This is a genomic window from Rickettsia endosymbiont of Halotydeus destructor (assembly GCF_049278075.1).
Lineage (GTDB): Bacteria > Pseudomonadota > Alphaproteobacteria > Rickettsiales > Rickettsiaceae > Rickettsia.
Genome location: NZ_JAPNPB010000001.1, coordinates 335,716 through 348,643 on the forward strand (window position 1 = coordinate 335,716; position 12,928 = coordinate 348,643).

Genomic DNA, 12,928 nt, shown 5'->3' on the forward strand with positions numbered 1-12,928 from the left:
CCTACTTTAAATTTAGACTTCTTTTTGCAATAAGCGAATTATTATAATCTGCTATCCGCATTGTTTTAAAAAGAATTTATAAAGTATGAGTGAATCATAACAAATCCCCGCAGTTTTAAGATTACCGCCTAAGTTATTAGTTTCCTTGCATAAAGTACTTCAAGATGTTATGTTATCCGCACTAGATTTATCGTAAAACATAATGCTTGAATATTTTATAAAATTTTCTCCTCATATTCTTTTTATTGTTAAAGGAACGCTAATAACTTTAAAATATAGTGTGATTGCCGTTATATTAGGTTTACTAATAGGGGTGTTATTAGCAATTTGTAAAGTGAGCAAAAATTTTGTATTACAATTATTTGCAAATTTTTATACTTCTATTTTTCGCGGTACGCCTTTGCTTATTCAGCTAAGTATTATGTATTTCGGCTTGCCTTATTTAATCGATATTAAGCTTAGCGTGTTTGTTGCAGGAATTATTGCTTTTTCTCTTAATTCAGGGGCGTATGTTTCGGAAATAATTAGAGCCGGTATTAATGCGGTTGATAAGGGGCAAGTTGAGGCGGCAGAAGCGCTTGCGATACCTAAGGCGTTAATAATGAAAGATATAATTTTACCGCAAGCAATTAAAAATATATTTCCTTCATTAATAAATGAGTTGATCAATTTGATAAAGGAATCGGCAATTATTTCCACGATCGGTGAAATGGATTTAATGCGCAGAGCAACAATAGTTTCAGGGGAGACGTATAATTACTTTTTCCCTGCTCTTATTGCCGCTTTCTGTTATTACATTTTGGTAATGATAATCAGTAGTGCAGCAAAAATAATAGAGAAAAAGCTAATAGTTAGTTAAAACGTTCTTGCTTTTATGGAAAAAGTAATTATAATTTAAATTTAGTGCTGTCTAAATCTAAAAAAATCTAAATAATTAACCTAATATACGTGTCAAGTATTTAAGAATTGGATTTTATAAGCTTGGATAAAGAGTTTATAAAGCATAATAATATTGTGAATAAAGTTTTTTTGGAGTGTTTTTTTAATGCCGACATATAATCAATTAGTGCGTTTTGGGAGAAAATCAAAAACTCGTAAAACGAAATCTCCGGCCCTAGAGGCTAATCCTTTCAAAAGTGGTGTTTGTCTGGTGGTCAAAACAGTGACTCCCAAAAAGCCTAACTCTGCTCTACGTAAAATTGCCACGGTGCGTTTAAGTAATAAAAGAAGTGTTAATGCTTATATACCAGGTGAAAAGCATAGTGTGAAAGAGCATGATAGAGTTTTGGTTAGAGGGGGGCAGGTGCCTGATCTTCCAGGGGTGAAATATCACATAGTACTTGGTGCTTATGATATTCAGGGTGTTAAAGGACGTAAGCAGGGTCGCTCACGTTATGGCGCTTCCCGCAAACAGGCAGTAGCTGCAAAAAAATAATTAATAGATAGAGAGAAAATAAGATGTCACGTCGTCACGCCGCGGAAAAGCGGGTAATTTTACCTGATATGAAATATAACAGCTCTTTGCTGTCAAGATTTATTAATAATATTATGAAAGAGGGTAAAAAAACTCTTGCAGAAAAAATAGTCTATTCGGCCTTTAGTAAGATAGAAAGAAAGCATAAAGTTGATCCTTACGAGGCTTTTAATAATGCTATGAATAATGTAAAGCCATATCTGGAAGTGACTTCGGTTAGAGTCGGCGGGGCTAATTATCAAGTGCCAGCTCCTGTAGATGAAAGACGGGGCTATGCTCTTGCATCTCGTTGGATTATTATTGCTGCATCGAAACGATCCGAAAAAATGATGATCGATAAACTGGCGGAAGAGTTATTTGAGGCGTCAAATAATAGAGGTGCGGCTATTAAGAAAAAAGAAGATACTCATAAAATGGCTGAAGCTAATAAAGCTTTTTCTCATTTTAGTCCTAAAAAAATGAAATAAGGTAAGATGTTGAATGAGTGAGAAAGCGAAGCTTGACGATATTCGTAATATCGGTATATGTGCGCATATTGATGCAGGTAAAACTACGACTACGGAGCGTATTTTATTTTATACGGGAAAATCGTATAAAATAGGTGAGGTCCATGACGGTGGTGCAACCATGGACTGGATGGAACAGGAGCAGGAGCGTGGTATTACCATTACTTCGGCTGCTACTACCTGTACATGGAATGGAAAGCAGATTAATATTATCGACACGCCCGGACACGTTGATTTTACTATTGAAGTAGAAAGATCCTTGCGTGTTCTTGATGGTGCGGTTGCCGTATTTGACGGTGTAGCAGGTGTTGAGCCCCAATCAGAAACCGTTTGGAGACAGGCGGATAAGTATAATGTTCCCAGAATGTGCTTTGTTAATAAAATGGATAGAATGGGGGCAAATTTCTATAGATGCGTAGAAATGATAAAAGATCGTTTGGGTGCAAAGCCGCTTGTTCTGCAATTACCTATCGGGATTGAGGAGCATTTTAAAGGTCTGGTGGATTTAGTAAAAATGCAGGCTGTAATCTGGAAAGATGAATCTTTGGGTGCCGAGTATTCTTATGAAGAAATTCCTGCAGATATGTTGGAGTTAGCTAAAAAATACCGTGCTAGTTTGCTTGATATGGTTGCTGATCTAGATGATCAGGTGATGGAAAAATATTTGTCGGGTGAAGAAGTAACGGAAGAGGAAATTAAGAGATTAATAAGGATAGGTACAATAGGAGCTAAATTTTATCCGATTTTATGCGGTAGTGCTTTTAAAAATAAAGGTGTACAGCCTTTACTAGATGCGGTAGTAGATTATTTACCTTCGCCAGTTGATATCGGAACAGTAAAAGGTGTGGAAGTTGATACGGAAGAAGAGCAGGAATTTCCAATTTCGGTAACAGAGCCTTTTTCTGCGCTAGCTTTTAAAGTAATGACTGATAAATATGTAGGTACTTTAACATTTATTAGAATATATTCCGGTAAAATTACCGTGGGTACGACGGTCATGAATACCGTAAAAGAGAAAAAAGAAAGAGTCGGTAGAATGCTTTTAATGCATGCTAATGAGCGTGAAGATATAGAAGAGGCGGGTGCTGGTGCTATTGTAGCATTAGCGGGGCTTAAAAATACTACTACCGGTGATACTTTGTCTGATATGGATAGACAGGTTATATTAGAAAGAATGGAATTTCCGGAGCCGGTTATTGAGTTGGCTGTAGAGCCTAAATCAACTGCCGATCAGGAAAAAATGGGTCTCGCGCTTGCGCGTCTTGCGTCTGAAGATCCGTCATTGAGAGTGTCTAGCGATCAGGAAACAGGTCAAACAGTTATTAAGGGGATGGGTGAGCTTCATCTGGAAATCATCATTGACCGTATGAGAAGAGAATTTAATGTTGAGGCAAATATCGGTGCGCCTCAGGTAGCTTATCGTGAAACTATTACCAAGGCTTGTGAAATTGATTATACGCATAAAAAACAATCAGGCGGTGCTGGTCAGTTTGCTCGTGTAAAAATAATGTTTGAACCGCAAGAGGCGGGATTGGGATTTGTTTTTGAAAGTAAAATTGTCGGTGGAGCGATTCCAAAAGAATATATTCCCGGAGTAGAAAAAGGATTAGAAAATATTCGGGAAACCGGCGTTATTGCAGGTTATCCGATGATTGATTTTAAGGCTACTTTGCTTGATGGAGCATTTCATGATGTGGATTCTAGTGTTTTGGCATTTGAAATTGCTGCAAAAGCTGCTTTTAGAGAGGGTATGCCGAAGGGTAGTCCAAAACTACTTGAGCCAATTATGAAGGTTGAGGTTATTACCGCTAATGAGTATATGGGTGATATTGTTGGTAATTTAAATAGCCGTAGAGGCTCTATTCAAAGTATGGAGCCACGTGCTAATGCGCAAGTAATTACTGCTGATGTGCCTTTAGCCGAAATGTTTGGTTATGTTAATATACTTAGATCTTTATCACAGGGAAGAGCTCAATATAGTATGGTATTCTCCCATTATGACCAGGTGCCAACGCAAATAGCGGAGGCTATTAAAGCTAAAAAATAAAGATAAAGATAAAGATAAAGATAAAGATAAAGATAAAGATAAAGATAAAGATAAAGATAAAGATATAAAAACGCGCCTTGTATTGATAAGGATTTTTGTAAATTATATTGATTTGTTTTTAAAAATATGATAGGAGTGTAGCTCAATTGGTAGAGCGCCGGTCTCCAAAACCGGAGGTTGCGGGTTCGATGCCTGTCGCTCCTGCCACCTTTGTACAAAGTAAAAATAATTTGGAATTGGCAATTTAAGGCATATGTTTAAGGAAAATAAAATCTATAAGTTTTTTGAACAAGTCAAACAGGAAACTTATAAAGTTGTTTGGCCTACAAAAAAAGAATTAATTGCTTCAACGTCCATAGTGGTGGTGGCGGTTTTTATTTTTAGTCTGATTTGTTTGGTATTAGATTACGGTATACATAATATAATACAAATTTTACTTAACATTGGTAAATAGCCGGTAAATAGGAAAAATTGTGATAGAGCAAAGCATTAACGATATATTGTTGACAGATTCTAAAAAATATGAAATGCGTTGGTACGCTATTCATACAGTGTCGGGTTCTGAGAAGCGCATAAAGCAAATGATAATTGATCAGATTAATAAACAAAAAATGTCAGAATTTTTTGAAGATATAGTGGTGCCGGTTTATGGTGTGCCTGAGGTTAAGCGAGGAAAGAACGTTAATACCGAAAAGAAATTTATGCCGAGTTACATCTTAATAAAGATGTATATGAATGATAAAGTTTGGCATCTAGTGAAAAATATACCGGGGGTGACAGGTTTCTTAGGAAGTAAAACTACACCGACTGCTCTTCCGGAAAGTGAAGTACAAAGAGTTTTTAATAAGGTAGAATCAGAAGCTAAAGAAGCTAAAGATTTTAATTTATTTGAAATTGGTGAGTTGGTAATAGTGACTGAAGGGCCATTTGAAACTTTTACCGGCATGGTGGAGGAAGTCGATAATGAAAAAAATAAGCTATGGGTTTCAATATCAATTTTTGGTAATAAAGCAACTCCAACAGAATTAAGTTTTACCCAGGTAAGGAAAAATAATTAAAGTTAAGATTTATATAAATAGCTACTAAAACAGTTTTTTATAAACAAAAGTTTTTCATAAAAACTAAAAATTAAATTTGCTGCTTTAAAAAAATAATAAGAGCAAATAAAGTAAGGATTTATCAATGGCAAAAAAAATAAAAGGTTATATTAATTTAATTATTCCGGCAGCTAAGGCTGCTCCGGCTCCGCCTATTGGGCCCGCGCTCGGTCAGCGAAAAGTCAATATTATGGAATTTTGTAAAGCCTTTAATGCCGCAACACAAAATATTGCTCCTAATACGCCTTTGCCTACTGTAATTACTGTTTATGAAGACAGTAGTTTTACTTTTAAAATTAAAACACCTCCTGCGTCTTATTATTTGAAGCAGTATGCTAAAATTGAAAAAGGATCAAAGGCTACTAAAAAAGAGGTAGTAATTGGTAAAGTTACTATGGATGATTGTCGTGAGATTGCTAAACTTAAAATAGTTGATCTTAATACTAATGATATTGAAGCGGCGGCAAAAATTATTCGTGGTACCGCTGAGTCTATGGGATTGGAAGTTGTAGGGAATTAATCATATGTCAATAAACAAAAAAACTGCTAACATTAAAGCTAGCGGCGGTAAAAAAATAAGACAAGCTAGAGAAAAATTAGATATATCTGCTTTATATAATTTAACAAGCGGTATTGAATTTTTAAAGTCTACATCATATGTAAAATTTGATGAAACTTTAGAAGTAGTAATGAAATTAGGCGTGGATCCAAGACATTCAGATCAGATGGTACGGGGAGTTATTACTTTGCCTGCTGGTACAGGTAAAGAAGTAAAAGTCGCGGTTATTTGTAAAGAAGACAGAGTAGAAGAGGCAAAAAAAGCTGGGGCGGATCTTGTTGGCTCAGTAGATATTGTTGAAGAAATTAAAGCCGGCAAAATTAATTTTGATATTTGTATAGCAACCCCAGATATGATGTCTGTGATCGGTTCGGTTGCACGAATTTTAGGACCTAAAGGTTTAATGCCTAACCCTAAGCTTGGTACCGTAACCGTAGATATTACAACTGCCATAAAAAATGCTAAAAGCGGGCAGGTAGAATATAGAGCAGAAAAAGCAGGTATAATCCATGCGGGAATCGGAAAATTATCTTTTTCGGCAGCGGATTTATTGAAAAATTTACAAGCTTTTATTACAGCGGTCGTCAAAGCAAAGCCTTCAGGTGTTAAAGGAAATTATTTAAAGGCAATATATTTATCATCTACTATGGGACCGTCGGTAAAAATAGATTTAGCTAGTATAGTATAGTAAAAAGCATTAATACATAGACTTAAATTTTAGAGCAAAATAAGCTATGCGTATCTTCAAGCGCAAAGGAAAATTGTAAAATATTTAACGTGTAAACTTAATGATTAAAAATTATACTATAAATTAAGTGTATAATAAGTATAAGGAGTAATTAAAAGTGTTAAGATCGGAAAAACCAATAGTTGTAGAAGAGCTTGAAAAGATTTGCAAAGAATCAGCGTCTATAATTGTTGCCCATTATCATGGATTAACTGTTAGCCAAATTAGTTCACTTAGAGAATCTCTTAAAGTTAAAGGAGCCGGTTTTAAAGTTGTTAAAAATACTTTGGCCAAAATAGTTATTAATAGGATAGCCGCCAACAACGTAGGGCTAGATAAAGCTGCTAACTTATTTACGGGTCCTACCGCAATTGCTTACTCTAAAGATCCAGTTGAAGCAGCGAAACTAGTTGTAGATTTTGTTAAAGCTAATGACAATCTTAAAATAGTAGGTGGTATAGTTAATGATCAAGTATTAAATGAACAGTCAATAAGAGAGCTTTCTAAGTTGCCATCCTTAAATGAACTTAGAGGTAAAATTATAGGATTGTTACAAGCTCCTGCTACAAAATTAGCAGGTGTATTACAAGCGCCGGCTTCAAGTTTGGCACGAGTGGTGCAAGCGTATGTTAATAAAAATTAATTAAGATATTTAAAGTAAAAAGGAAAAAACTATGACAGATTTAGCTAAACTTGAAAAAGAATTATCAAGCTTAACAGTAATGCAAGCAGCTGACCTTGCAAAAATTCTTGAAGAAAAATGGGGTGTTTCTGCTGCTGCACCTGTTGCTATGGCTGCTGCTGCACCTGCTGCTGCTGAGGCTGCTGCTGAAAAAACAGATTTTGATGTGATCTTAGTGAGTAGTGGTGAGAAAAAAATCGAAGTAATTAAAGTGGTAAGAGAAATTACCGGGCTTGGCTTAATAGAAGCTAAAAATTTAGTAAGTGAAGCTCCTAAACCGATTAAACATGGTGTAAACAAGGAAGAAGCTGAAAAAATTAAAGCAAGCTTAGAAACGGCTGGCGCAAAAGTTGAATTAAAATAATCCAAGCTTAATTTTTAATTATAAAATTTATAATAGTATATTTGCATTTATGTAGATGTTTAAGAGATTGTGTCTTGTTAATGCATTTAGAATTATTATAAAGATTATTATTAGAACAATAAAAACGTCTTGATGTTATTTTTGTAAAGTTAAAGATTCAGAAAATAAAATATCCTAAATTTATTTTAAGATATAATTATAGAGAGATGCCAAACTTATTCGATATGACAAAAAGTTCAAACTTTTGTTTTTACAAAAAGCTATTTATTGTATGGATCAAAACTATTAAAAAAGACCCCTCGCTGTGAATGGGTTCGATAGTCACGGCTTGGAGGTCTAAAAAAATAATACAAAAATACTTTGAAATTATTATTCTTGAACCGTTGTACTGCTTTCAATGGTTTGTAATGATGTTTTATGGTATGCAACAATAATAATGCCCTTATCAAGAATGATATCAAAAGTTTGAGTCGCGCAACATGGTGTTACTATGAATGTAATATCTATGCAAAAATAATATCAAAGGGTTGTCGTTCATGCAGATAGCACATTCTTAACAATATTTTTTTATAGGTTAACCTAAACAATAACGTGGTAATCCAAAAAAATATCAATGGTCTAGCTAGAAGTACTCACAATACAAAAATTATTATGAAATTTATAGTAATTTAGTCACCTTAAAATAAATTTAAGATATTTTAAGGTGACTAATAAATAAAATAACTACTATAATTTTTTTAAATTTCTGTGGTATTTTCTATACTTTTTTGTAAATAGGGATAAGTAAAGTATATTTAGCACTATTTTATAAAAGCAACAATTTAAGAAAAAGCTTAAAATAAGAAAAATTATCTGATTTAGGTTTTACTTATTGATTAAATTAAAAAATTTAAGTCATTTCAATTAGTAATGGCGTCAAAAATACGCTTCATGCAACAATAGCTTCTTGCTGTATAATATTTTATCGGCAAAAAGAAGTAAAAATTTATCGGCAACAGTTTTATTAGGAGATTATATGGCTTCATTAAGGGATAATATTACAACTCAGCCCTTGTCAAATAGTAAAAGAATAAGAAAAAATTTTGGACACATAAATTTAGTAGCAGATATACCAAATTTAATTGAAATTCAAAAAAATTCCTACGAGAAAAATTTTTTACAGCTTACGATAAAAGATGTAGACAGAAAAAATAAAGGATTGCAATCAATATTAAACTCTATTTTTCCTATTTCTGATCCTTCAAATATTGCTAATTTAGAATTTGTTAAATATGAATTTGATGCGCCGAAATATGACGTAGAAGAGTGCAGTCAAAGAAGCTTAAGTTATGCTGCTCCTCTTAAAGTAACTTTAAGGCTTAGTATCTGGGATATTGATGAAGATACAGGCGCAAGAGAAATTAAAGGTATTAAAGAGCAAGAAGTCTATATGGGAGATATCCCGTTAATGACAAAAAACGGTACTTTTATTATTAATGGTACGGAGCGAGTAGTAGTTTCTCAAATGCATCGTTCTCCTGGAGTATTTTTCTACCATGATGAAGGTAAAGTCCACTCCTCAGGAAAGTTACTATATTCCGCTAGAGTTATTCCGTATAGAGGATCATGGCTTGATTTAGAATTTGATGCTAAAGATATCGTTTATTTTAGAATAGATAGAAAAAGAAAGCTCTATGCTACGAGTTTACTTAGAGCAATAGGGATGACTACTAATGAAATTATAAAATTTTACTATCAAACGGTAAATTACTTAGCTAAAGATAAAGGTTGGGCGGTTGAGTTCATGCCAAAATCTATTGCTGCTCATCGTTTAACAAGTGATTTAATAAATGCTGATACGGGGGAAGTAATACTTGAGGCGGGTCAAAAAATTACTCCACGCTTAGCTAAAAAATATGTAAGCGAAGGAATAAAACATATTTTAGTAACGCATGAATCTCTAATCGGTAAATACCTGTCAGAAGATTTAGTAGATCCGATTAGTAATGAAATACTAGCCGGTGTTGGTGAAATGATTACTGCCGATATGCTGAAAGTTATTTCCGAGCTAAAAATTACATCTGTCGGAGTGTTGGTTATAAATCCTCAGTCAGGTCCTTATATAAGAAATACTTTGTTTGCTGATAAAAATCAGGACCGTGAGTCAGCTTTATTTGATATAGTTAGGGTATTAAGACCTGGAGAGCCAGCAAATATTGAAGCTGCGGAAGCTTTATTTCATAATTTATTTTTTGAGCCGGAAAGATATGATCTTTCAGAAGTTGGTCGGATAAAAATGAATTCCAGGTTAGAGCTTAATATACCTGAAGAAAATACTATTCTTACCACTGACGATATCAAGCATATTTTAAGGGTTTTGGTAGAGCTTAAGGATGGCAGGGGGATCATAGATGATATCGATCATTTGGGTAATAGAAGAGTTAGATCTGTTGGAGAATTGATTGAAAATCAGTTTAGAATAGGTCTTGTCCGTATGGAGAAGTCGGTAATTGAAAGAATGTCGGCAGGTGACGTTGATACCGTAATGCCTCATGACCTGGTGAATTCTAAAATTTTGGTTTCCGTAGTAAAAGAATTTTTCAGTACTTCGCAACTATCGCAGTTTATGGATCAAACTAATCCATTATCGGAAATAACTCATAAAAGAAGATTGTCGGCCCTTGGTCCCGGAGGCTTAAGCCGTGACAGAGCCGGTTTTGAAGTGCGTGACGTACATCCTACTCATTACGGTCGTATTTGCCCTATTGAAACGCCGGAAGGTCAAAATATCGGTTTAATTAATTCGATGGCTACTTATGCTAGAATTAATAAACACGGTTTTATTGAAAGTCCTTATAGAAAAGTTATAAACGGAAAAGTAACAGACGAAGTAATTTATTTATCTGCGATTGAAGAAGGAAAATATAAAATCGGTCAAGCTAATTCTAAAGTTGATAAAAATGGCGTACTGCAGGACGAAGTTATCAATTGCCGAATTGAAGGCGGTAATTTTGCTTTGACAGAACCGAATGAAGTAGATTTCATTGATATTACTCCTATGCAAATCGTGTCTATTGCGGCCTCGCTTATTCCATTCCTTGAGAATGACGATGCTAACCGTGCTTTAATGGGATCAAACATGCAACGGCAAGCCGTGCCTTTAATTAAGTCAGATGCGCCTTTTGTCGGTACAGGAGTTGAAGGAGTAGTAGCAAAGGATTCGGGGGCGTCTGTGCTTGCTTTACATGATGGGATAGTTGAGCAGGTGGATTCAAATAGAATTGTAATTAGAACCATGCAGGAAAGATCTGACGGATCACCTTCTGTTGATATCTATAATTTATTAAAATTCCAGAAATCTAACCATAATACCTGTATCAATCAAAAACCTTTGGTTCAGGTCGGTTATCATGTTAAGAAAAATGATATTATCGCTGACGGGCCGAGTACCGATAATGGGGAGATTGCATTAGGCAGAAATGTGCTGGTCGCCTTTATTCCATGGAGCGGTTATAATTTTGAAGATTCAATTTTAATATCGGAAAGGATAGTAAAAGAAGATGTTTTTACCTCTATTCATATTGAAGAATTTGAAGTTATTGCCAGAGATACGCGACTTGGTCCTGAAGAAATTACCCGTGATATACCTAATGCAAGTGAGGAAAGTCTGCGCCACCTTGATGAGGTAGGAATTATTTACGTCGGTGCAGAGGTAAAATCCGGAGATATTCTGGTCGGGAAAGTAACGCCAAAAAGTGAATCGCCGATTACGCCGGAAGAAAAATTACTCAGAGCAATTTTCGGAGAAAAAGCTTTTGATGTTAAGGACTCGTCATTGCATGTGCCTTCAGGAGTTAGCGGTACGGTAGTAGAAGTGAGAGTATTTTCTCGTCGGGGAGTCGAAAAAGATGAGAGAGCTATAGCTATCGAAAAGCAGCAAATAGAAAAACTTGCTAAAGATAGGGATGATGAATTAGAAATTATTGAGCATTTTGTTTTTGCAAGGTTAGAAAAAATTCTTATAGATCAAATAATCGTTAACGGACCTAAATCTGTCAAAGCCGGTCAAACGATTACTAAAAAAATGTTAGAAAATTTATCTAAAGGACAATTCTGGCAGCTCATAGTTGAAGATTCGACCATAATGAGTGAAATTGAGCAAATAAAACATCATTATGATGAGAAAAAAGATATTCTTAATAAAAGATTTACTGGTAAGGTAGAGAAGTTACAAAGTGGTGATGATTTGCCGCAAGGTGCTTTAAAGGTGGTCAAAGTATTTATTGCTACTAAACATAAATTACAACCTGGTGATAAAATGGCCGGAAGGCATGGTAACAAAGGGGTTATTTCTCGTATAATGCCGGAGGAAGATATGCCGTTTTTAGAAGATGGGACAGTAGTAGATATTGTGCTTAATCCTCTTGGGTTGCCTTCAAGGATGAATATCGGGCAAATTTTAGAAACGCATCTCGGTTGGGCATCAGTCAATTTAGCCAAAAAAATATCCGGGTTAATTACTCAATATAAAAATGAAGAAATAAGTATAAAAGAGATTAAGTCTTTTATCTCTCATTTATATGGTGAAAGTGCTAACCAAATACTAAACATGTCGGATGAAGAGATTATTAATTTTGGTCGTGAAGTTAGTAAGGGAGTATATTTTGCAACGCCGGTATTTGATGGGGCAAAAGTTGAGGATGTTAAGGAAATGCTAAAGCTTGCCGATCAGGATACTTCAGGGCAGGTAAAACTAATTGACGGCAGAACGGGCGAATATTTTGATCGTCGTGTTACCGTTGGGCAAAAATATTTACTAAAATTACATCACTTGGTTGATAATAAAATTCATGCACGTTCTATCGGGCCTTATAGTTTAGTGACTCAACAGCCTCTGGGCGGAAAATCACATTTCGGTGGGCAACGTTTTGGAGAAATGGAATGTTGGGCATTACAGGCTTACGGTGCTGCTTATACATTACAGGAAATGTTAACCGTTAAGTCGGATGATGTAAACGGCAGAATCAAAATTTATGATTCCATAGTACGTGGAGACAATAATTTTGAGTCAGGTATCCCTGAATCTTTTAATGTAATGATAAAAGAATTCAGGTCTTTATGTCTTAACGTAAAACTTGAAGATACAACTTCAAGTTAGAAGTTTGATCAAGCTATCATTGTGATAGGAAATTGTTGAGAGGTTACCAAAATCGTCATGGCGAGGCGCTGCAGGTCTTGTCGCATGGCTCGAATTTTTGGTGTCATACCAGCGAAAGCTGGTATCTAATTTTTGTTATATTGTTAAGTAGATTCCCTCTTTCGAGGGAATGACGCCTAGGACGTTTAGGGTATCTACGCAACAATACCTTCCTGCGAAAGCAGGAATCCAGAGAATATTTAAGCGGATTATATAGTAAATTTTTATATAATGCTGCTTGTTTTAAGTGTTTTTTCTGGATTCCCATTTTCACGGGAATGACAATTGCCACATAA

11 protein-coding genes and 1 tRNA gene are annotated in these 12,928 nt (G+C 35.0%); all 12 read left to right on the forward strand.

The features are described 5' to 3' along the window. The first annotated feature begins 202 nt into the window (after window positions 1-202). The 12 genes from OTR29_RS01515 to rpoB all read left to right on the forward strand — a co-directional run bounded on the left by OTR29_RS01515 (window position 203) and on the right by rpoB (window position 12,593). On the forward strand, window positions 203-859 hold the full coding sequence (locus OTR29_RS01515) for an amino acid ABC transporter permease (protein WP_422228898.1): 657 nt from the start codon (window positions 203-205) through the stop codon (window positions 857-859). Window positions 860-1,045: 186 nt separating this feature from the next. Next, complete coding sequence (gene rpsL, locus OTR29_RS01520; RefSeq protein WP_253310106.1) at window positions 1,046-1,435, forward strand: 30S ribosomal protein S12; 390 nt, start codon at window positions 1,046-1,048, stop codon at window positions 1,433-1,435. A gap of 23 nt (window positions 1,436-1,458) precedes the next feature. Next, a complete protein-coding gene (gene rpsG, locus OTR29_RS01525; protein WP_422228899.1) occupies window positions 1,459-1,941 on the forward strand; it encodes a 30S ribosomal protein S7 in 483 nt (160 codons plus the stop codon). A gap of 13 nt (window positions 1,942-1,954) precedes the next feature. After that, window positions 1,955-4,027 (forward strand): elongation factor G, encoded by a 2,073-nt coding sequence (gene fusA, locus OTR29_RS01530; protein WP_422228900.1) that lies wholly within the window; start codon window positions 1,955-1,957, stop codon window positions 4,025-4,027. A 131-nt stretch (window positions 4,028-4,158) separates the two neighbouring features. Continuing rightward, a tRNA-Trp gene (locus OTR29_RS01535) sits at window positions 4,159-4,234 on the forward strand. A 46-nt stretch (window positions 4,235-4,280) separates the two neighbouring features. After that, window positions 4,281-4,481 carry a preprotein translocase subunit SecE gene (gene secE, locus OTR29_RS01540; RefSeq protein WP_422228901.1) on the forward strand — a complete coding sequence of 67 codons (201 nt, stop codon included), beginning with the start codon at window positions 4,281-4,283 and terminating at the stop codon, window positions 4,479-4,481. A gap of 19 nt (window positions 4,482-4,500) precedes the next feature. Further along, window positions 4,501-5,085 carry a transcription termination/antitermination protein NusG gene (gene nusG / locus OTR29_RS01545; RefSeq protein ID WP_422228902.1) on the forward strand — a complete coding sequence of 195 codons (585 nt, stop codon included), beginning with the start codon at window positions 4,501-4,503 and terminating at the stop codon, window positions 5,083-5,085. 124 nt (window positions 5,086-5,209) lie between these two features. Continuing rightward, window positions 5,210-5,644, forward strand: coding sequence for a 50S ribosomal protein L11 (gene rplK / locus OTR29_RS01550; protein WP_422228903.1), 435 nt, complete (start codon window positions 5,210-5,212; stop codon window positions 5,642-5,644). A 4-nt stretch (window positions 5,645-5,648) separates the two neighbouring features. Beyond that, window positions 5,649-6,371: a 50S ribosomal protein L1 gene (gene rplA, locus OTR29_RS01555; RefSeq protein ID WP_422228904.1), complete on the forward strand. Its 723-nt coding sequence runs from the start codon at window positions 5,649-5,651 to the stop codon at window positions 6,369-6,371. Between the two features lie 157 nt (window positions 6,372-6,528). Beyond that, the gene (gene rplJ / locus OTR29_RS01560; RefSeq protein WP_422228905.1) at window positions 6,529-7,053 is read left to right on the forward strand and encodes a 50S ribosomal protein L10; all 525 of its coding nucleotides are present in this window, start codon (window positions 6,529-6,531) and stop codon (window positions 7,051-7,053) included. A gap of 31 nt (window positions 7,054-7,084) precedes the next feature. Beyond that, window positions 7,085-7,456 (forward strand): 50S ribosomal protein L7/L12, encoded by a 372-nt coding sequence (rplL, locus tag OTR29_RS01565; RefSeq protein WP_422228906.1) that lies wholly within the window; start codon window positions 7,085-7,087, stop codon window positions 7,454-7,456. 1,015 nt (window positions 7,457-8,471) lie between these two features. Continuing rightward, entirely contained in the window at window positions 8,472-12,593 is a 4,122-nt protein-coding gene (gene rpoB / locus OTR29_RS01570) for a DNA-directed RNA polymerase subunit beta (protein WP_422228907.1), read from the forward strand. Window positions 12,594-12,928: the final 335 nt, after the last annotated feature.